The organism is Sulfitobacter aestuariivivens (assembly GCF_014763045.1).
Taxonomy (GTDB): domain Bacteria; phylum Pseudomonadota; class Alphaproteobacteria; order Rhodobacterales; family Rhodobacteraceae; genus Sulfitobacter; species Sulfitobacter aestuariivivens.
Window position 1 is genome coordinate 111,848 of the sequence record NZ_JACTAG010000001.1, and the last position, 20,739, is coordinate 132,586.

The 20,739-nt window shown below is 61.6% G+C and carries 15 protein-coding genes; 9 read left to right on the forward strand and 6 right to left on the reverse strand.

Annotated elements, in window-relative coordinates; genetic code table 11:
* Positions 1 to 2 precede the first annotated feature (2 nt).
* From H9Q16_RS00515 to H9Q16_RS00540, 6 genes are read left to right on the forward strand one after another with little or no spacing between them, the layout of a single operon-like run.
* Positions 3 to 1,004, forward strand: coding sequence for a glycosyltransferase family 2 protein (locus H9Q16_RS00515; RefSeq protein ID WP_191073438.1), 1,002 nt, complete (start codon positions 3 to 5; stop codon positions 1,002 to 1,004).
* Positions 1,001 to 5,605 carry a MupA/Atu3671 family FMN-dependent luciferase-like monooxygenase gene (locus tag H9Q16_RS00520; RefSeq protein WP_191073439.1) on the forward strand — a complete coding sequence of 1,535 codons (4,605 nt, stop codon included), beginning with the start codon at positions 1,001 to 1,003 and terminating at the stop codon, positions 5,603 to 5,605. Before H9Q16_RS00515 ends, H9Q16_RS00520 begins: the two co-directional genes overlap by 4 nt.
* The gene (locus tag H9Q16_RS00525; RefSeq protein ID WP_191073440.1) at positions 5,598 to 6,272 is read left to right on the forward strand and encodes a 4'-phosphopantetheinyl transferase family protein; all 675 of its coding nucleotides are present in this window, start codon (positions 5,598 to 5,600) and stop codon (positions 6,270 to 6,272) included. The genes H9Q16_RS00520 and H9Q16_RS00525 overlap by 8 nt, the downstream gene beginning before the upstream one ends.
* 3 nt (positions 6,273 to 6,275) lie before the next feature.
* Positions 6,276 to 7,202: a hypothetical protein gene (locus H9Q16_RS00530; protein WP_191073441.1), complete on the forward strand. Its 927-nt coding sequence runs from the start codon at positions 6,276 to 6,278 to the stop codon at positions 7,200 to 7,202.
* Entirely contained in the window at positions 7,199 to 9,715 is a 2,517-nt protein-coding gene (locus H9Q16_RS00535) for a hypothetical protein (RefSeq protein WP_191073442.1), read from the forward strand. The genes H9Q16_RS00530 and H9Q16_RS00535 overlap by 4 nt, the downstream gene beginning before the upstream one ends.
* The gene (locus tag H9Q16_RS00540; RefSeq protein ID WP_191073443.1) at positions 9,712 to 10,542 is read left to right on the forward strand and encodes a glycosyltransferase family 2 protein; all 831 of its coding nucleotides are present in this window, start codon (positions 9,712 to 9,714) and stop codon (positions 10,540 to 10,542) included. The genes H9Q16_RS00535 and H9Q16_RS00540 overlap by 4 nt, the downstream gene beginning before the upstream one ends.
* Before the next feature lie 28 nt (positions 10,543 to 10,570).
* On the opposite strand, the gene H9Q16_RS00545 is transcribed toward H9Q16_RS00540, so the two are convergent.
* Positions 10,571 to 11,758 carry a glycosyltransferase gene (locus tag H9Q16_RS00545; RefSeq protein ID WP_191073444.1) on the reverse strand — a complete coding sequence of 396 codons (1,188 nt, stop codon included), beginning with the start codon at positions 11,756 to 11,758 and terminating at the stop codon, positions 10,571 to 10,573.
* Between the two features lie 163 nt (positions 11,759 to 11,921).
* Here H9Q16_RS00545 and H9Q16_RS00550 point away from each other — a divergent pair, with 163 nt between their 5' ends.
* The gene (locus tag H9Q16_RS00550; RefSeq protein ID WP_191075097.1) at positions 11,922 to 13,217 is read left to right on the forward strand and encodes an oligosaccharide flippase family protein; all 1,296 of its coding nucleotides are present in this window, start codon (positions 11,922 to 11,924) and stop codon (positions 13,215 to 13,217) included.
* A gap of 34 nt (positions 13,218 to 13,251) precedes the next feature.
* On the opposite strand, the gene H9Q16_RS00555 is transcribed toward H9Q16_RS00550, so the two are convergent.
* The 3 genes from H9Q16_RS00555 to H9Q16_RS00565 form a co-directional block, all read right to left on the reverse strand.
* Complete coding sequence (locus H9Q16_RS00555; protein ID WP_191073445.1) at positions 13,252 to 14,568, reverse strand: GumC family protein; 1,317 nt, start codon at positions 14,566 to 14,568, stop codon at positions 13,252 to 13,254.
* A 96-nt stretch (positions 14,569 to 14,664) separates the two neighbouring features.
* Complete coding sequence (locus H9Q16_RS00560) at positions 14,665 to 15,558, reverse strand: CpsD/CapB family tyrosine-protein kinase (RefSeq protein ID WP_191073446.1); 894 nt, start codon at positions 15,556 to 15,558, stop codon at positions 14,665 to 14,667.
* Positions 15,559 to 15,632: 74 nt separating this feature from the next.
* Positions 15,633 to 16,403: a sugar transferase gene (locus H9Q16_RS00565; RefSeq protein ID WP_246455394.1), complete on the reverse strand. Its 771-nt coding sequence runs from the start codon at positions 16,401 to 16,403 to the stop codon at positions 15,633 to 15,635.
* A 570-nt stretch (positions 16,404 to 16,973) separates the two neighbouring features.
* On the opposite strand from H9Q16_RS00565, the gene H9Q16_RS00570 reads away from it, so the two are divergent.
* Positions 16,974 to 18,092 carry a GSCFA domain-containing protein gene (locus H9Q16_RS00570; RefSeq protein ID WP_191073447.1) on the forward strand — a complete coding sequence of 373 codons (1,119 nt, stop codon included), beginning with the start codon at positions 16,974 to 16,976 and terminating at the stop codon, positions 18,090 to 18,092.
* Entirely contained in the window at positions 18,076 to 18,846 is a 771-nt protein-coding gene (locus H9Q16_RS00575; protein WP_191073448.1) for a hypothetical protein, read from the forward strand. Before H9Q16_RS00570 ends, H9Q16_RS00575 begins: the two co-directional genes overlap by 17 nt.
* Here H9Q16_RS00575 and ugpC read toward each other — a convergent pair.
* Entirely contained in the window at positions 18,843 to 19,889 is a 1,047-nt protein-coding gene (ugpC, locus tag H9Q16_RS00580; RefSeq protein WP_191073449.1) for a sn-glycerol-3-phosphate ABC transporter ATP-binding protein UgpC, read from the reverse strand. The two genes, H9Q16_RS00575 and ugpC, sit on opposite strands and share 4 nt — an antisense overlap.
* Before the next feature lie 2 nt (positions 19,890 to 19,891).
* Positions 19,892 to 20,728, reverse strand: coding sequence for a sn-glycerol-3-phosphate ABC transporter permease UgpE (ugpE, locus tag H9Q16_RS00585; RefSeq protein ID WP_191075099.1), 837 nt, complete (start codon positions 20,726 to 20,728; stop codon positions 19,892 to 19,894).
* Positions 20,729 to 20,739 lie beyond the last annotated feature (11 nt).

The following is a 20,739-nucleotide window of genomic DNA, read 5'->3' on the forward strand; positions in this document are numbered from 1 at the left end:
GCATGTCGGACACCCCCCGCCTGCTGGTGATTATCCTCAATTACCGCACCGCAGAGATGACGCTGCGCGCGGCAGAAGCGGCATTGGCCGACATGCCCGAAGGCGCGGAACTGGTGCTTATCGACAATGCGTCGGGTGACGGGTCAGCGCGCGTGTTGCAAGAGGCACTTAGTGCGCGGGGTTGGGATGCTGAGGGCCGAGTGCGCCTGATCTTGTCGAATGAAAATGGTGGCTTTGGGGCGGGCAACAACCTGGGCCTGCGGGCTGCGATGTCAGATGGCACCCGGCCCGATTACTTTTATGTCCTGAATTCAGATGCCTTTCCGGATCGCGGTTGTATCGGGACATTGCTGGACCACCTGCAAGTCCATCCCACAGCGGGCTTTGCCGCCTCGCATGTGCGGGGAGAGGACGGGGTCGATCACACCACGGCGTTTCGGTTTCCCAGTATCGCGGGAGAATTTGAAGGCGCGGCCCGCATCGGCCCGATCTCAAAGCTGCTGTCGAAAGCTGTGGTGGCGCCCCCCTTGCCAACGACACCGACGCAGGTCGACTGGGCTGCCGGGGCCAGCATTCTGATCCGTGCAGAAACACTGCGTGATGTCGGACTTTTTGACGAAACCTTCTTTCTCTACTTTGAGGAAACAGATCTGATCCTGCGTGCCGCCCGCACAGGCTGGACCTGCTGGTTCGTGCCGGATGCGCGTGTGGTTCATGTGGGCTCTGTGTCGACGGGCATGCGGGAATGGGCGCGGATGCCGGACTATTGGTTCGCCTCACGTCGGCATTACTTTGTGAAAAACCACGGGCGTGTCTATGCAGCCCTTGCGTGGTGTGCCCGGATTTCAGGGGCCACGATCCATGCTGTGCGATGCCGTGTCACGGGTCAGCCGTCACAGGATGCGCCGCATTTCCTGCCAGATTTGTTCCGATTTGGTTTGGGCCTTGGCCCTGCCGGACGCCGCCAGATCACCCCCCGCTCCCCTTCGGAGGATACCTTATGACCGCCGCTTTCAGACCTGCGCCCGTTTCAGCCATCTTGATCGGAGACGAGAGCCTGACGATAGCCTGTGGGGACACGATGATAGCGGGCGGCCATGCGATTGTGGCCGTGGTGACCCGCGACGAGGCGGTGCGCGACTGGGCCGCAGATCGAAAGCTGCGCGTCTTTGCAGCACCTGGTGATCTGCCGGGGGCTGGCGTGCAGGCCGATTGGTTGCTGAGCATTGCCAACCTGCGGATCATTCCGGATGCGGTTCTGGCGATCCCTGCCAAGGGCGCGATCAATTTCCATGATGGTCCGTTGCCACGGTACGCGGGCTTGAATACGCCAGCCTGGGCGATCATCAATGGTGAGACGACCCATGGCGTCAGCTGGCATCTGATCGAAGGCGGCGTGGACGAGGGCGATCTGCTGGCGCAAAAGCTGGTGGAGGTGTCGCCGGATGAAACGGCATTCAGCCTGAACGCCAAATGCTATGCCGCCGGGCTGGAAAGCTTTGCCGGCGTATTGGCGCAACTGGAAGCCGGGACCCTCAACCGTCGCCCGCAGGACCTTTCGCAGCGCAGCTATTTCGCCCGAGATGACAGGCCTGCACACATGGGCGTCCTGGACTTTGATCACGAGGCCGAAGTGCTTTCGGCGCTGGTGCGCGGACTGGAGTTTGGCGGGTACTGGAACCCTCTGGGCATCGCGAAAGTGCAGGCTGGGGATAAGCTTTTCCACCTGTCCGGGCTTGAGCTGTCGGCGGCGGCGTCGGGCGAACCGGGGCTGATCATCGAGGTCACTGCGGATGCGGTGACAGTGGGCACCAGAACCAGTGACGTCATCCTGCGCGGTGTGACAGACCTTGGCGGGACAGCGGTCGATCTGACCACGATTTTCACGGTGGGCGAGACATTGCCGTGTCCGGATATCGCAGCTTTGCCCGTGTCGGATGAGGCTCGGTGGCGCGGTGCCTTGCGGCAAGACATGCTTGCGCTGCCGCTGTTGAAGGCATCGGATCGCGCGCCGGCAACTCTTACCTTGCCCATTGATATCAATGGCTTGAAGCTTGAGGCTCAGGCCGTTGCAGCGGCTTTGGTGCTTTGTCGTTCCGCAGATCCTGAGGCGGGATGCCGTATCGCCCTGGCGAAGGTGACCGATCATCCGCTTGCTGCTGACACCGTTCCGTTGCTCTTGCCGGAAGGACCGCTTGATACCGTTCTGGCCGGGATGGGCAAGGCGATTGACGCGGCCAATGCCTCCGCTGGGATGGCCCGCGATTTGCCGTTGCGCGACCCGCTGATCAACGCGGGCGCGGTCGAGTGTGCGATCAGCCTGGATGGATCGATCCCTCAGGAGGCCGCGATCACCGTTGCGCTGGCTGAAAATGGTGCCGCGCTCCACTATGATGCTGCGCGCCTGACCCTTTCTGCGGCGAAACTGCTGCAAGTACGCCTGAATGCGGCGTTTGCGGCCTATCCCAATGCGAAGACACGTGACGACATTGCTGCCCTGCCGCAAACCGAAGAACATATGTTGCGTGAAACCTGGAATGACACGCAGCGCGGGTACGAGCGGGTTACCATCCATGCAGCCTTTGAAGCGCAGGTTGCAGCAACGCCTGACGCGGTGGCGTTGGTCTTTGAAAACCAGTCGCTGAGCTATGCGCAGCTTAATGCCAGGGCCAATCGTGTGGCGCATACCCTGCGCGGCATGGGCGCGGGGCCCGACACGCCCATTGGCCTCTACACTGCGCGCGGTATCGACCTTTTGGTGGCCACATTGGGCATTCTCAAGGCGGGCGGGGCCTATGTGCCGCTTGATCCGGCGTATCCTGCGGACCGCATTGCACACTACATCGCCGACAGTGATGCGCCGATTATCGTCACGCAAGCTGCACTGCGCGCGCATCTGCCGCCACACGCAGCCGAGGTGCTTGAGATCGACAGCGATCCGCGCTGTGCACAGGCCCCGGAGACCAATCCAGAACCCTCGGCGGGCATGGATGATCTGGCCTATCTGATCTACACTTCAGGTTCCACGGGGACGCCGAAGGGTGTGATGGTTACCCATGGCAATGTGGCGAATTTCTTTGCCGGGATGGACGACCGGATCGATTTTGAGGCGGGCGCGGTCTGGCTTGCGGTGACCTCGCTCAGCTTTGATATCTCGGTGTTGGAGCTTTTCTGGACGCTATCGCGCGGTTTCAAGCTGGTGCTGGCGGGCGACGAGAGCCGCACGATGATGTCCAATGGCCCTGTTACGTCGGACCGGGCCATTGATTTCAATCTGTTTTACTGGGGCAATGACGACGGTGTTGGCCCCAAGAAGTACGAGCTTTTGCTGGAAGGGGCCAAGTTTGCTGACGCGCATGGGTTCAATGCGGTCTGGACGCCCGAGCGGCACTTTCACGCCTTTGGTGGGCCCTATCCAAATCCATCGGTGACCGGGGCTGCCGTAGCAGCGGTGACGCAGAACCTCGATATTCGCGCCGGATCCTGTGTGGCGCCGCTGCACCATCCTGCGCGCATCGCCGAAGAATGGGCGGTTATCGACAACCTGACGAACGGGCGTGTGGGGCTTGCGATTGCCAGTGGCTGGCAGCCCGATGACTTTGTGTTGCGGCCTGAAAACACACCGCCTGAGAACAAGCCGGCGATGTATGCGACAATTGATCAACTGCGCCAGCTTTGGGCGGGAGAGGCTGTGGCGTTTCCCAAAAAGGACGGCACGCCCCATGCGGTTCTGACCCAGCCACGCCCAGTTTCAAAGGAATTGCCCATTTGGGTGACGACCGCCGGCAATCCGCAAACCTGGAAAGAAGCCGGGGAGATCGGGGCGAATGTGCTGACGCATCTTCTGGGACAAACGGTCGAGGAGGTCGCGGGCAAGATCGAGATCTACCATGCGGCCCTGCGTGAGGCGGGTCATGATCCGGCGGACTTTAAGGTGACTGTGATGCTGCACACCTATCTGGCCGGGACCCGGGAAGAGGCGGAAGAGATCGCGCGCGCCCCGATGAAGGATTACCTTCGGTCTGCGGCGGGTCTGATCAAACAATATGCCTGGGCGTTTCCTGCCTTCAAGAAACCTCACGGGGCGACCAACCCGTTCGAGATCGATCTGGAGGGTCTGTCGGCCGAGGAAATGGACGCGATTCTGGAGTTTGCGTTTCAGCGGTATTTCAATGACAGCGGTCTTTTTGGCACCATCGATGATGGCGTGGCGCGCACGGAAGAGCTGAAGGCGATCGGGGTGGATGAGGTTGCCTGTCTGATCGATTATGGCATCGCGCCGGATGTCGTGATGGAAGGTCTCAAACCTCTGGCCGAGGTGTTGCGCCTTGCAAATGAGGGGGCGGTTGTGGCGCAGGATGATTTTTCGCTTGCCGCGCAGCTGATCCGCCATGATGTGACCCATCTGCAGTGCACGCCGTCGATGGCGCAGATGCTGGTGACGAACGATGACGCGCGCCGCGCGCTGGGCGGGCTGTCGCACCTGATGGTGGGCGGCGAGTCATTGCCGGGATCGCTGGTTGCCGCAATGCGCGACGCGACGCAGGCGCAGATACACAATATGTATGGCCCGACCGAGACGACGATCTGGTCCACGACGCAGCCCGTTATGAAAACGCCAGCGGCGACCGCCCCACTGGGCACCCCCATTGCCAATACGAAGGTCTTCATCCTGGATGAGAAGAAATCGCTGCAACCTGTTGGTGTTGCAGGGGAGTTGTGGATTGGCGGCGCGGGAGTCACGCGCGGCTATTGGCGGCGCGAAACATTGACCGCAGAGCGGTATATCGACAACCCCTATGGGCCGGGACGACTGTATCAGACCGGGGATCTGGCGGCCTGGGGCGCGGACGGCACCTTGCATTTCATGGGGCGCGCTGACGCGCAGGTCAAGATACGTGGCCACCGGATTGAGCTGGGCGAGATCGAGGCGTGCCTGTCGGCGCTGCCCGGCGTGACGCAGGCAGTTGTCATCGCGCGCGATGCACCGGGCGGGGCGCAGTTGGTCGGCTATGTCACGGCTAGTACGGCGTTTGACCCGGATGCGGCGCGCCGAGCATTGGCTGCCGATCTGCCCGCCATCATGGTACCCACGGCGATTATCAGGCTGGATGCGATGCCGCTGACGCCTAACAAGAAAATTAATCGTAAGGCACTGCCCGCACCGCAGGTGGCAAGGCCCGTGCGCGCCGCTCCCAAGGTGCAGGCGGCGGCAGAGGACGCTCCGCAGGCACGCGAGGAAACGCGCGCGCGCATTTCCGAGATCTGGCAGGGGATTCTTGGGGTCGCCGACATTCAGGGCGACGATAATTTCTTTGATCTTGGGGGGCATTCGCTGCTGGCTGTGCAGGCGCATCGTGACATCAAGGCGGCGCTGGGCGCGGCGAAACTGTCGATCACGGATATCTTCCGCTTTCCGGTCCTGAATGCGCTGGCCGCACATATCGACAGCAGGCAGGGCCGTGTGGCCGTGAGACCCGCCCGACAAGAACGCGGCACGGCGATTGCGCCAACCCGGTCGGTGCGGTCGATAGATCCTGAGACCGCCGATCTGATTGAGCGTCGGCGTGCGATGCGCACCGCGCGCATGCAGGCCCATGCCTGACAATGCGCAGATTGCACAGGCGATACGGCGCCTGTTTGACGTGCCAGTGGGCGTGGTACTGACGGACCCGCGTCAGCCCCAGCCCGATCTCTGGCCGGGTGAGGATGCCGGGCAAGGGCGGGTGACCCCGAAGCGCGCGCAGGAATTCGCGGCAGGTCGAGCAGCCGCGCGTGCCGCGATGACGCAACTGGGGTGCGCCCCGGCGGCGATCCCGGCGGCGGTGTCCCGGGCGCCGGTCTGGCCCGCCGGTGTCCACGGAAGCATTTCGCACAGCGCAACGCTGTGCCTTGCTGTTGTGTGTCGGCGCCCGTGTCTGTTGGGCGTGGACATTGAACCGGCGCAACCGATGGAGTCTGCGCTTATTCCGCATGTGCTGGGCCATGACGCGCCTGTCGGCCTGAACAAGCCCGGTACCGGGTTGGTTGCCACCTACAAGTTTTCGGCCAAAGAAGCGGTTTTCAAGGCTGTCTTTCCCCAATGCGAGCAGGTGTTTGGCTTTGACGTGGTGCGGATTGCGCTGCTGGCGCAGGCGGGCCACTTTCAGGCGAGGTTTCAGTCCCGGATTGGGCCGTATGACGTTGGCGACACGCTGCGGGGACGCTATCTTGAGATTGCGGGTCATATCGTGACCGCCGTGACGGTCGATCCGACCCTATCGGGACATTGAAAAATGCAGATTTCACGCCGCATGACGCTTGCCGGATTGGCCCTGGGTGGGGCTGGTGCAGCATATTGGTGGCGCAATCGTTTGCCGGAAGGCGTGCCCAATCATGCCGTGAGCGCCCATTTCGAAACGCCGCTTACGCCGCCCGCGGCGCCGCTTAGCGTGTATCATCTGGGGCATTCGCTGGTCGGACGTGACATGCCCGCGATGCTGGCGCAACTGGCGGGGCACCCCTATAACAGCCAGTTGGGCTGGGGCACCTCGTTGCGGGATCACTGGGAGCCGGATGTGCCGATCAATGGCTTTGATGTCGAGAATGATCACCCCCGGTTCAGGCCCGCCAAAGAGGCGTTGGGGTCGGGACGCTACGATGCGGTCGTTCTGACCGAGATGGTCGAGATCCGCGACGCGATCCAATATCATGCCAGCCCGGAATACCTTGTCCGGTGGGCGGCCCTGGCGCGGGCCGCGAACCCCGACACCCGACTGTATCTTTATGAGACCTGGCACCATACCGATGATGGCAATGGCTGGTTGACCCGCATCGACCGCGATCTGGAGGCGTATTGGCAAGAGCTGGTGAAAAACCCCGCGATCACGCAACTGGGCGCGCCGGTTTACCTCATTCCGGCAGGTCAGGCGATGGCGGCCGTGGTGCGGACGGTATCAGATGGCAAGGATCCTGACATGCTTTTCTCCCGGCATGCGGATGGCAGCAGCGACACGATCCATTTCAACGATCTGGGGGCCTATGTGGTCGCCCTGACGCATTATGCGGTGCTGTATCATCGCTCGCCCCTTGGTGTTCCACATGATCTTGAGCGGGCAGACGGGACGCGGGCTGAGGGCCTGGATGCAGCACTGGCGCGTCAGATGCAGCAGGTCGTCTGGGATGTCGTTACGCGCCATCCCGAGACCGGGGTCGCGGTATGAGCGGGCTGGGCACGGTCTTTTCGATTTTGATGGTTGGCCACAGCCTGTTTGGCACTGACGGTCCCGACATGTTGCAGGAAGTTTTGCGCGCGGGCACCGGGGAAGGCACGGTGCGCGCGCAGATCATCAATGGGGCACCGCTGCGCTACAATTGGGACCACAGCGGTTCCGCCGAAGGTGTCGATGCCCGCACGGTACTTGCTGAAGGGGGCACGACCCACCTTATACTGACCGAGGCGATCCCGCTTGACGGGCATCTGCAGTGGTCCGAGACATCCCTTTTCGCACAGGCCTTTGCGGGGCTTGCGCTGTCGGCGCGCCCGGACGCACGGGTTTATGTGCAGGAAACCTGGCACAGTCTGAAAAGCGGCACAGGCGTTGCTGTTGAGCACGATCCAGGCGCGGATGTGGCGTGGCGTATCAGGTTGGATCGCGACCTGCCCAAGTGGGAGCATCTGGTCGCGCAGGTCGCGGCGGTGCGCGGGGCGAATGAAGATCGGGTCGGGCTGATCCCTGCAGGTCAGGCGATGGCGCGTCTCTACGATCAGATCGCAGCGGGCGAGGTGGCCGGGCTAACGGATATCGCGGCGCTGTTCTCTGACGACATTCACCTGAGCGACCTTGGACACTACTTCGTCGCGATGGTGCAATACGCGACCCTCACGGGGCAAAGCCCGCTGGGCCTGCCGACGGATTTCAGTGACCGGTGGGGCACGGCATTTGATGCGCCCGATCCGGATCTTGCGCGGGCATTGCAGCGCATCGCCTGGGAGGCGGTGCAGGCCTATGGCGGTGCTGTACCAGCGCCGCCACCGGTCGCAACACAGCCCGCCCGCGCAGTCACCGCACCCGCCGTGCCAACGGGACCGCCGGTTATTCCTGTGCAAGGGCAGGCAGTTGCGGTCGACGGGACGCCCGCGATAGGCATCGGCCTTGCCGCTGTGACGGATTGGAGCACGCAGCAGCCATTCATCGATGTTATGAAGACCGCGCGGCCCTGGATCGGGCACAAGCCCGGCCAGTTCGGCGGCATGGAACTGGAGGCGTTGCGGGCGGAGGGATATCTGGATGACGCTGGTTGGCCCGTCAGAATGCCACCCGAATTGTCGAGCATCGGCACCTTGATTCTGACGGATATGCCACCCGACGCCGTTTCCCTGAAGGGGCGCTATGTGCTGCGGTATGAGGGCACCGGTGTGATTGAAGTTGCCGGCCGCGCAGAGCGGGTGCGGTATGGCAAGAACGAGGTCACGTTCGATTATGCCCCCGGTGCCGGTGGGGTGGAAATACGCATCCAGCGCATCAACACCACTGATCCCCCGCGCAACATCAGCGTGGTGCATGCCGACAATCTGGACCGTTTGCGTGAAGGTGTCGTGTTCAATCCTGCGTGGACCGCGAAGGTCGGCCAATTGCGGCTGTTGCGTTTTATGGATTGGATGCAGACGAACAATTCCACCCAATCGGTCTGGGCGGATCGCCCGAGGCCCGCAGATGTGACGTATCAGGGAGGCGTGCCTGCCGAGGTCATGATTGCGCTGGCCAATGAGCTGGAAAAAGACGTCTGGTTCAACATGCCGCATCTGGCAGATGACGCATATGTCCGTGCCTTTGCCACGCTGGTGCGCGATACGCTCGATCCGGAACTGGAAGCCTATGTCGAGTTTTCAAACGAGGTCTGGAACTGGCAATTCGGGCAGGCTCGGTGGGCCGATGTCACAGCTCGTGCGCGCTGGAGTCAGAAGGACAAATGGATGCAGGCCTATGGTCTTCGGGCGGCCCGGGTCGCGCAGATCTGGTCCGAGGTTTTCGGCGACGAGGCCGAGGCCCGGCTGGTCAATGTAGTCTCTTCCCAGACTGGCTGGCCTGGGCTTGAAAGTGAGGCGCTGAACGCGCCATTGGCCGTCGCTGAGGGGGAGCCAAAGCCGGTGGAGAGCTTTGATGCCTATGCGGTGACAGGGTATTTCGGCGGCGTTCTGGGCCGCGAGGACCGCGAGGGGCTGGTCATGGGCTGGCTTGAGGAAAGCCAGCGCGATGCCGAAGCGGCGGCACAGGCGCAGGGCCTTGAGGGGCAGGCGGCCAGTGCGTACATCGCGGCGCATCGCTATGACACTGCTGTTGAATTGGCAGAACGCGAACTGCGCGACGGCGCACTGAGCGGCGACCGTTCTGATACGCTGGCCGATCTAGTGGGCCGTGTCTGGCCTTATCACGCAGGGGTGGCGCAGGCGCATGGGCTGGACCTGGTCGTATACGAGGGGGGCAGTCATATCGTTGGCATCGGCGGTCAGGTCGAGGATGAAGAGCTCACCGCGTTCTTCCAGCATTTCAATTATACGCCTCAGATGGGGGCGCTTTACCAGACGTTGCTGGAAGGCTGGACCGCCGTGGGTGGGCAGCTTTTTACGCATTACTCCGATGTCTACAATCCGACCAAATGGGGCTCATGGGGCGCGCTGCGGCATCTGGATGATACGACTGCGCGCTGGGATGCACTGGTGGGAACGCCATGAGCACGTCGGTTTTGATCCCGGCACATAATGAGGCCGCTTATCTGCCTGCTTGCCTTGGGGCCCTGTTGGCCTCGGACCCGGTTGATGGCGCGGTCGAGTTAATCGTGATCGCCAATGGCTGCAGCGATGACACGGCCCGCATCGCACGCAGTTTTGAGGAACAGGTGCTGCTGAAAGGCTGGTCGTTGACAGTGCTGGACCTGCCTGAGGGCGGCAAGTTGCGCGCCTGGAACGCAGGCGAGGCGCGGGCAACGGGGGACGTCTTGATCTATGTCGATGCGGATACCAACGTGTCGCCTGCGCTGATCGGGCAATTGGCAGAGGTGTTGCACGTGCGCGTGCCGCGCTATGCCAGCGGCACGCCGGTGGTCACGGTGGGCGCGGATGCCTTGACGCGCGCCTATACCCGCTTTTGGAAAACCACGCCCTTCATGGTTCACGGAGTGCCGGGATTTGGTGTTTTTGCCATGAACCGGGTGGGCCGGGCGCGCTGGGGAGAGTGGCCGGATATCATTTCTGACGACACCTTTGCACGGCTCAACTTCACCCCCGAAGAGCGGTTCGACGTACCGGCGACGTACGACTGGCCGATGATCGAGGGGTTTGCGCAACTGGTGCGCGTGCGCCGGCGTCAGGACATCGGCGTGGCGGAGGTGGCAGAGCAGTTTCCGCATCTGATGCAGAACGATGATCTGCACGACAAGACCGTGCCGGTCTGGCAGCGGGCGTTGCGCGACCCTGTCGCGTTTCTGGCCTTTGCCACCGTGCGCGCCGCCATTCGGCTGCCGGTTCTGCGCAGCAAGAGCCGCTGGGTGCGCGGGCGTTGATACCGCACCGCGGGCATCGGGACCGGATCTAGCCCTGCATATGCGCAGCCAGCCTGGCGGTTTCGGCGGCCACATCGTGGCGTTGCAGGACGCGCGCGCGCCCTGCAGTGCCCATGCGTGTCAACTTGGACAAGGGTGCGCGTGCAAATGCATCCATCGCTTCGGCCAGCGCATGGACATCGCCCGCCGGGACCAGCCAGCCGGTCTTGCCGTCCTGCACCAGTTCGGGCGTGCCTGCGATGTAGGTGGCGATGACAGGGCGGGCGGCGGCCATGGCTTCCATGACGACCATGGGCAGACCTTCTGCAAAGCTGGGCATCACGAGCGCATGCGCGGTTTCCAATTCCTGCATGATCCGGGTCTCGTCCACCCAACCGGTCAGGGTAACGCGCTCTTTGAGCGATCTGTGCGCTATAAGCGCTTCGATCGCGCTGCGCATCTCACCGTCGCCGATCAGGGTGAGGTGTATGTCCTCCTGAACCTCGGCCATGGCCTGCACGAGTGCCAGCTGACCCTTTTGTTCCACCAGTCGTCCGATGGCGACCAGTCGGCGCGGACCTTTAGGCAGCGGCGCGGGGGTATCAAATTTTGCGGGTTCAATGCCACAATGGACGACGTGAATGCGCCCCCAGTCGTCGGGGGCCGCCCAGCGGCAAAGCTGGCTGCGTCCGAATTGGCTGATGGCAACGGTAAAGTCGGCCGCCGCCATTTTCTGGCCCAGAGATAGCGCGCGCGGCGCGTCGAATTCTTCGGGCCCGTGCACGGTAAAGGAAAACTTTGGCCCGCCGATCCGTGCGGCCAGCAGGGCGACTGTAGCGGCATTGGTGCCGAAATGGGCATGGGCATGGGTCACCGCCTCTTCGCGGCAGCGTTCCGCGACAAACGCCGCTTCGGCCAGATAGATGAGATGCCGCAGGCGACCCACGTCAGAGACGCCCCCCATCTGCCATGCGATTTTGACCGCGCCCCACAAATCGCCCGCGTCCCGGCGCAGGCTGCGCCAGCTGGCCCCGAGCAGGGCGCGCGGACCGGCGGCCAGCACATATTCCGTCTTGTCCTTTTCCGCGCGGTCCTGAGGGTCTGTCAAAGGCAGATCGGATGCGCGCATGGCAAACCTGAGCACATCGTGCCCGTCGTCTTCCAGCGCCCGGATTTCGCGCCGGATGAAGCTGTGGCTGGGCTGTGGATAGGTATTGAGGATATACGCGATCTTCAAAACAAGCCTCCGAGGGGAGAATTACCGTCACCTTCCCATTGCCTTGTTGCGGCCCATGGGGCAATCCCGTTTGTGAAGTTTGACCATGGCATGAGTGAGGCGGTTTTTGGTGTTTGCGCGGCTATCACACGCCCTTGAAGGCAACGCGCTGGGCGCGCGGGTGATGCGCTCGGCCTCGTGGATCGTGCTGGGATACGGTGCGTCACAGGCCATTCGGTTGGCTTCGAACCTGATCCTGACGCGGCTGCTGTTCCCTGAAGCCTTTGGTCTGATGGCATTGATTTCGGTCATCACGGTGGGGCTGACATTGTTTTCGGACGTGGGCATCGCGCCATCCATCGCGCAAAGCAAACGGGGGGATGATCCGCCCTTTCTGAACACAGCCTGGACGATCCAAGTGGCGCGCGGCTTTCTGCTTTGGGGGTTGGCCTGGCTGCTGGCTGCACCTGTTGCCGCATTCTACGGGCAGGCCGATCTTGCGGTATATCTGCCAATAGCGGCGATGGCACTTGCGATACAGGGTTTCAGCCCCACGCGAATTGAGACGGCGCATCGACATTTGCTGATGGGCCGGGTGACAGCGCTTGATCTGATCAGTCAGGTGATCGGCATTGCGGTGATGATTGTTCTTGCGGTGATCTGGCAGTCGGTAGCCGCGCTCGTTGTCGGCGGTGTTGTGCAAGCGGTTGCCCGGTTGGTGCTGATGCACTTTGGCCTGCCCGGCGTGCGCAACCGGTTCGGATGGGAGCCCGCCGCGGGCCGCGAGCTGGTCAGTTTTGGCAAATGGATCTTTCTGTCGACGTTGTTCTGGTTCTTTGCAAGCCAGGGGGACAAGGCGATCCTTGGCAAGTTCCTGACGCTTGAGAGCTTGGGCATCTACAACATTGGCTATTTTCTGGCCAGCTTTCCTTTGCTGCTGGGCCTTAATGTGACCGGGCGGGTGATGATCCCGGTTTACCGTGAGGGGGCAGCACCCGCGCGGGTCAGCCGGTTGCGGTATGCGCTTTCAGCCGGGGTGATTGGCCTGCTGATGGTCATGGCGCTGCTGGGCCCTTGGCTGACGGACCTGCTTTATGATGCGCGGTATGGCCATGCGGGGGGCATCATCGTGATCCTGTCCGTGGCGCTGATCCCGCAGGTGATTGGCATGACCTATGATCAGGCCGCGCTGGCCGCAGGGGATTCGCGCCGTTTCTTTATGTCTTCAGCGGCCCGGTCGAGCCTGCAGGTGGGGTTCTTGCTGATCGGGGCCGCGCAGGCGGGCGTGTTGGGGGCGATGATCGGTATGGGGCTGGCGCTACTGATTTCGCACGCCGTGCTGATCTGGCTGGCGCGGGTGCATGGGGTCTGGGACGCACCGCATGATCTGGTCTGGGCGGTGCTTGGGCTGAGTGTCGGCATGCTGGCGCTGTGGCTGCACTGGGATGCAATTGCCGCGATGGCCGCGGCGACTGTTTGAGATCGGATAGCCCGGCACCAGGCGCCGTGATCGTTCAGCTTTTGGTCATATCCGGGCCCCGTGCCAGCCGTGCTGCACGCCCGCGTTGCCCTGACAGACGCCTGTCTTCCCAAATTTTTGCAAACCCCTTTTTGGGGCGCATCTGGCGCGGGCGCATTTCAGGGATGGAAACCACGGGCCGCAGGCCGGTTTCGCGCTCCATTTGACGGGCGGTACGCAGTACCGGGCGACGCAGTTCCAGCAGGAAGGCGATCACCAGCCCCAGAGCAAGCGCGCCTGTGGTGCCCAGAAAGACACGGCTTTTGCGGCTGGTGGTGATTGGGTAGTCGGGCAGGGAGGCTTCTTCGATGGTGATCAGGCGCTCGCCCCGCGCAGCGGTTTCGAGGGAATTGCCAACCTCGGCCTCATTTCGGCGGGTCGAGATGACGTCAAGCTGGCCCTGCAGCAGTTCCATGCGCCGCTCGAACTCAGCCAGCGTCCGCTCGACCTCGGGTGTGGTCCGGATGCTGGCGCTGAGGGTGTTGCGCCGGTCCTGCAGCAAGCTGCGCTGTGTGGTGAGGCTTTCGAGCGTTGCGTCCAGTTCGGTCTCGAGCCGGCGGACGGTGTCTGCGCGCTGGTTGGGATCGATACGGGTTCGGGCAAGTTGCGCGGCGATGATTTCGCGGTCCAGCGCCAGCAGGGCGGTGTTGAGGCTGGCGATTTCGTCGCGGCGGAAATCGAGGCTGCCTTCGATGCTGAGATCGTTTTCTGAGCGGAAGGCGGCCAATTCCACCTCAAGCGCTGCGATGTCGCGTTCCAGGTTCTCTTCTTGTTGCGTGAAGAATGCCAGGGTCTCAGCGGTTTGTTCCTGCCGCTGGGCGGCGGAAAGGGCCCGGGTGCGGTCGGCGAATTCCTGTGCGACCGCCTGGGCAAGGGCCGCTGTCTCCATCTCAGCCGAGATGGTCAGGACAGAGATGGTGCCGTCGTCGGCAAACCCTTCGCGCACCGCTGCCACACCGGCAATGCTGACCGATTGGCGCAGCAGATCGACCTTTTCAGATGGGCGCAACGCGTCGAGATGGTCGTAGAGGCCGAATTGGTCGATGATATCCGTCAGACTGTTGCGCGACATCAATTGCTGTTCAATAAGTTGCAGGCGGCGCGCCGAAGATCCGGCGACCGTGGTCGGTGCCAGCTCACTGTCGATTTTGGGCTGCTCAATCTGGATCACTTCGGCTGAGCGGTAGAGATGCGGGATCGAGAGCGCCCAGATCACTGAGGCAAAGCACCCGGAAATCACGACAAACGAAATCACCCCCACCCGACGGCGAAGCATGTCCAGAAAATCAGCAAGCGAATAGATCGGACCCATATCCGTTCTTTCCTAATCCTTCGGGCGGAGTGACGAAAGAGCTCGCCCTGTCAAATCCGGTCAAATCAGAACAATTGGGCGATTATGCGGCGTTTTTCACCGATATGACGGGACTGAGTCCTTGCGGGCACGGTTGAGAACAACGCCAAGCAGCGGCACCTGTCCGTCAAGCATGCGTTCGCATTCCACCAGTTCGCGCGCCATCGTCTGGGTGCCGTCACTGACCAGCAGAACCCCATCCAGCTGCGGCAGGAATGCCGTCAGATCATCGTTGGCAAGCATTGCCGGCATGTCATAGATGACCAGTTCGGGCCGCAAGGACGCGCGCATGCGTTCCAGCGTCAGGGCGGTTGCAGGATCCTGCAGCGTCTCTGAGGGGTTCTCGTGCACATCCTCATTCAGGGCCAATGCCAGAGTGTCGCCGACGCGCACGATCGCATCCCCTAGCGGGATGGTCCCGTCGAGATAATCGCGCATGGTGCTAGGCGCCTTCATGTCAAACGCGCGTGCGACGCCGGGGCGGCGCAGATTGAGATCCATCAGCACCGTGCGGGAGCCTGCGATGCGGCTGAGGCTGAGGGCAAGGTTCACGGCTGTGAAGGTGTTGCCGCAGCCTGAGGTCGGTGCGGTGACGGCGATATTGCGCCAGCCGTGTTCCTGTGTGGTCTGGCGCAGACGTGTGCGCAGTAGATCGAAGGCCCGCACAGACGGGGTGTCGCGGCCCGCATCGACAACCGGCATCGCAGAGCTGAGCGCGCGGCGGGTGCCGGGGTCCGCCAAGGGCAGGTCGTCCCAGCGTGATGATCCGGCATCTGCAACAACGCGGCTGTCAAAGGGGGTATCGAAGGCCTGTGCCATCGCACGTTTCTGCGCCTGCTCCACCACCGCGCGGCGGGGCCGGATCGAGTGGCGAAAACCGGTGCCGGTCTGCACTACGTCCGCATGACTGATTTGATCGGAGGAATCGTCAAAAAGATACGAATCGCGCATCACATCCCCCTTCGGTTTCTTGGGCATGGTGCGATACTATCGCTCTGCACGATTGAGGAACAGCATGTCATCATTCAGTACCCCGTGCCGCGAAGGACGACGCCGATTGTCCGGAATACGATCCGTAAGTCCGCGCCGAAACTCAGTGTGATTTCGTAGGTGGCGTCGACGGTGTTGCGATGGGAAAACCGGTTTCCATTGCGTGCCGATACCTGCCACAGCCCCGTGATCCCCGGGCGCAGGGCCTCGTAGGCCGCCATATCGCCGTAAAGCGGTGCCTGCTCGGGCATCATGGGGCGGGGTCCGACCAGGCTCATGTCGCCTTTCAAGACGTTCCAAAGCTGCGGCAGCTCATCAAGGGAGGTGACGCGCAGGACCTGTCCCACACGGGTCACCCGCGGGTCTGCCTTCAGCTTTTGCAGGGCATCCCATTCGCGACGCTTTGCAGGATCTCTGTCCAGGATATCCTTGAGCACGCTGTCGGCGTCCCGCACCATGGTGCGCAGTTTGAGGATCGAGAACCGATCCCCGCGACGGCCGATGCGCTGCTGTGTATAGAAGGGGCGGCCCCCTTCGATCCAGAGCGCCAGCGCACAAAGGGCGATGACAGGCAGGACAAACGGTGCGCTGGCAAGAACCAGCAGGATATCAAAGGCCCGTTTGACGAAAACGCGGTAGAATTGGTTGCCGATCCGTCTGGGCGCGAGATCATCGTCATCCCAGACGGACGGAGCCATTGTCACGATCGGTGCATTGCCGTTTTCGAATGCGAGCCCCAAATTTCGTTTTGGTTCCACAAGATCGAAAAGGCCGTACTCAGGCCCTTCGGCATTGAACTTCTTCATACAAACCCTCCAAGGGCCTAGAACTCGTTAAACCTGTGCCAACATGGCGCAGGGCCGTGTCGATCTCGGCCCGCGAAACCCACCGGTTTGTTGGTACGGCCGCGGCCTGAACAGGACGGACACAGCCGATGATCCTGTACCAAGCCCCGTCGCCTATCCGAACCCTGAAAAAGCGACGCAGATCATTCGTAATTATTTCCGCCATATCCCTAACAGATTTTCGCCACAGTTGAGCGAATTTTTCTGAAACAGATTGTTTCTGCATCCGAGGCGGTTATGGACCTGGGCAATTGCCAGTTTAGGGGGAAATTTTTCGAAAAAAGGAGCCGTTTTGGCGGGTTCGGGGCCTGCATATCGTGAAGCGAAGCATTTTGAACGTCACGCTTTTGCCTCATTTGGGCTGTGCCAGCGTGGAGATTCGGCCCTAGTTTCGGCGCGATCCCGCAGTTGGCACAACTGCCGCAGGTGTCGGGATATTGCACAAATCCGCTCTGAATTGCTTGTCAAATGGCAACGGCCGCTTCACAAAATGATGCTAAAACACTCAATAACAATTGAGAGCAGGTGACGATGTCAGGCAAGACCCCCAACGCGCGCACGCGAGCGGCGCCTCAACCCAATCCGTATACCGACTTGGATGACAAGGCGTTCTGGAAAACGGCAGTGGCTGGTCGATCGGCCTTTGACATTGAAGGGCTGTGGCAGCCGAAATTCCGCATTTTGCCAAAACATCGGATCGTCACGGCGGGGTCCTGTTTTGCGCAGCATATCGGGCGGGCACTTGCGGCGCGGCGGTATCATTGGGTCGATGCGGAGCCTGCGCCTTTGGCTCTTTCTGCCGAAAGCCGTAAACACTTCAACTACGGTGTATTCAGTTTTCGGACCGGCAATATCTACACCGCCACTGCGTTGCTGCAATGGGTCAGCTGGGCCTTTGGCGAGGCCACGCCGCCAACAGAGGTGTGGGAGAAAGACGGCCGCTTTTATGATCCCTTCCGTCCCGCAATCGAACCGGGCGGGTTTGAAAATGCGCAAGAGCTTTTTGCATCGCGCGAAGTGACCCTTGCGGCCATCCGGCGGGCAGTGCGGGAAAGCGACATTTTTGTCTTTACGATGGGTCTGACGGAAGCATGGTACAATCTGGCGGCGGGCCATGAATATGCCATGTGCCCCGGCACGCTGGCCGGGACCTTCGATCCGGCGGAACATGCGTTCCGTAACCAGCCGTTCAATCAAATCCGGCGTGATCTGCGGGCAGCGCTGAACATCATGCGCGGGCACAACAGGGGGTTGCGGTTCCTGTTGACGGTGTCGCCTGTGCCGCTGACGGCGACGGCGTCGGGAGAGCACGTGCTGACGGCGACGACGCTGTCAAAGTCGACCCTGCGCGCCGTTGCCGGTGACATGGTCAGCAGAAGCCGTTTCACGGACTACTTCCCCTCATACGAGATCATCACCTCATGCCCTTATCGGGGAATGTTCTACGAGCCCAATATGCGTAGCGTTTCCCCCCATGGTGTGGCGCATGTGATGAACACTTTCTTTGCGGATCAGGCCGCGAAATTCGGCGCGCAGCGTTATGCTGATAATCCGCAGACGGAGGGTCACGAGACAAGCAAAGATACCCCGCCGCCCTCGGTGGAAGATCTGGTTTGCGAAGAGGAAATGCTGAATGCCTTCCAGCGCTAGACCCCGCAGGATATGCGTTTTCGGTGACAGCCATATCGGATGCATCAAGCGTGCCGTGACGGAGGCGCTCTTTGAGCCGCCCGGTGGCATCGAGATTGAATTCTGGGGGGCGGAGGGACCACTGTTTCGCCAGTTGGCCTATAGGGATGGGAAGGTGGTGCCCAGCGACGAGGCATTGCCGTCTGTTCTGGCCGTGAACGACGCGGGGCGCCCGGCGCTGGACCCGGATGATTTTGACGTGATCCTGTTCATGGGCGCGCGCATCCGGTCGCTGAATATTTTTGAGCCCGAATTGAGGCGATTTCAGCAACCGGAGGCATTCACATCGCAGGCGGTTTTCGCGCAGACCTGTGCGGACTGGCTGCGCCGTCAGAGATTCTACGGTGTTGCGCGCGCATTTGCGAAAACGACGGGCTGTGACATTCTTGTGGCGCCCAGCACCTTCCTTGCAGAAGGGTCAGCCCCGCAGAAGGGTCCTGAGTATACGCTCGCCCAGAAACCGAACCGGGAAGGGGTGGATCGGATCTGGACAGCATTAGAGCAGGCGGCGGCAGAGGATGGCATCACGTTGATCCGCCAGCCGCCGGAAACCTGTGGTGACGGTTGTACCAGCAAACCCGAATACAGCCGCCGCGCCGCTGATGACACCATCGATCCCGTGCACCGCAATCCGGCCTACGGTGCGCTGATCCTTGAGCGCGCGCTGTGCGCGCTGGCCTCGCGGCAGGGTAGAGAGCATGTGCCCGCAGGCTAGGTCCTGCGCACGCCTGTGGCCGCATCAAAGACGTGGGACTGGCCCTTTTGCACGGCAAAGCGCATCTCGGTTTTCGGCAACGCATGAACGCCGGGCAGGCTGATGGTGAAACTGTCATGATGGCCCGGCAACTTGCCATGGAGCAGCGTATTTGCCCCTAGGGGTTCGGTCATTTGCACCGCAACCACGAGGGGGCCTGCATCATCCGGCAGCATATGTTCTGGCCGGATGCCAAACTTGACCGGGCCATCGGGACCGTTGGCCCGCGCGACCGCGACACCTTGCAGCATGACCTGTCCGTTCTCGACCACTGCATCGAGTATGTTCATCGCCGGGCTGCCGATGAACTGAGCGGCAAAAAGAGTGCGCGGTGTTTCATATACCTCAAGCGGTGTGCCGATCTGTTCGGCGATGCCCGCGTTCATCACGATCATGCGGTCGGCCATTGTCATGGCTTCGACCTGATCGTGGGTGACATAAAGCGATGTGATACCCAGCTTGGCCTGCAGTTCGCGGATCTCAAGCCGCATTTGCACGCGTAGCTTTGCGTCGAGGTTCGACAGGGGTTCGTCAAACAGGAACACCGCCGGTTCGCGCACGATGGCGCGCCCCATGGCGACACGCTGACGTTGCCCTCCGGAGAGTTGCCGGGGCTTGCGGTCCAGCAGCGGTTCAAGCTGCAACAGGCGGGCGGCCTCTTCCACCTTGGCATTGATCTCGTCTTTAGGCAGTTTGGCGATCTTCAGCCCGTAGCCCATGTTCTGGCGCACCGACATATGCGGATAGAGCGCGTAATTCTGGAAAACCATGGCGATGTCGCGGTCCATCGGTTCAAGGTCGTTGGCCCGTGTGCCGCCGATCAGCACGTCGCCCGCCGAGACGGTTTCCAACCCTGCGACCATGCGCAGCAGAGTTGACTTGCCGCAGCCCGATGGGCCAACGATCACGATGAATTCTCCATCCGCGATCGCCACGTCGATGCCATGAATGACATCGGTGGGGCCAAAGCTTTTCTTGACGCCTGCTAGCGTGACTGTCGCCATGATTATTTCTCGCTGTCTACAAGGCCGCGGATAAAGAGCCGCTGCATCCCCACCACCACGATCACCGGCGGGATCATCGCAAGGATGGAGGTCGCCATGATCGTGGGCCAATGGGCAAAGTCGTCACCGCTGGGGAACATCTGTTTGATGCCCATCACGATGGTGTTCATTTCGGGGTCCGTCGTGATCAGAAGCGGCCAGAGGTATTGGTTCCAGCCGTAGATGAAGAGGATCACAAAAAGGGCGGCGACGTTCGTGCGGCTCATCGGGACGACGATGTCCCAGAAAAACCGCATTGGCCGTGCGCCATCCACGCGGGCGGCTTCGGCCAATTCGTCCGGTATGGTGAGGAAGAACTGGCGGAAGAGAAAGGTGGCCGTGGCTGAGGCGATCAACGGGAAGATCAGCCCGGAGTAGCTGTTGAGCATGCCAAAGCCTGCGACGACTTCGTACGTGGGCACGATGCGCACTTCGACGGGCAGCATCAGGGTGAGGAAGATCATCCAGAAGAAAATCATCTTGCCCGGAAACTTGAAGTAAACGATGGCAAAGGCGCTGAGCAAAGAGATGATGATCTTGCCCACGGCAATGCCGATGGCCATGACCAGTGAATTGAAGAGCATGGTTGCCACCGGCACGTTCACACCGGAAAAGAGGGCATTCTTGTAATTGATCCAGAACTGATCGCCCGGCATCACCGGCATGGGAGGCTGGATAATATCCTGTTGGGTGACCGTGGAGGCAACGAAGGCCAGCCAGATCGGAAAGAAGATCACCAGCACGCCGATGATCATGAACGCATGCGTCAGCCACAGGCCCGCGCCGCGCTTTTCCACCATGCCATGTACTT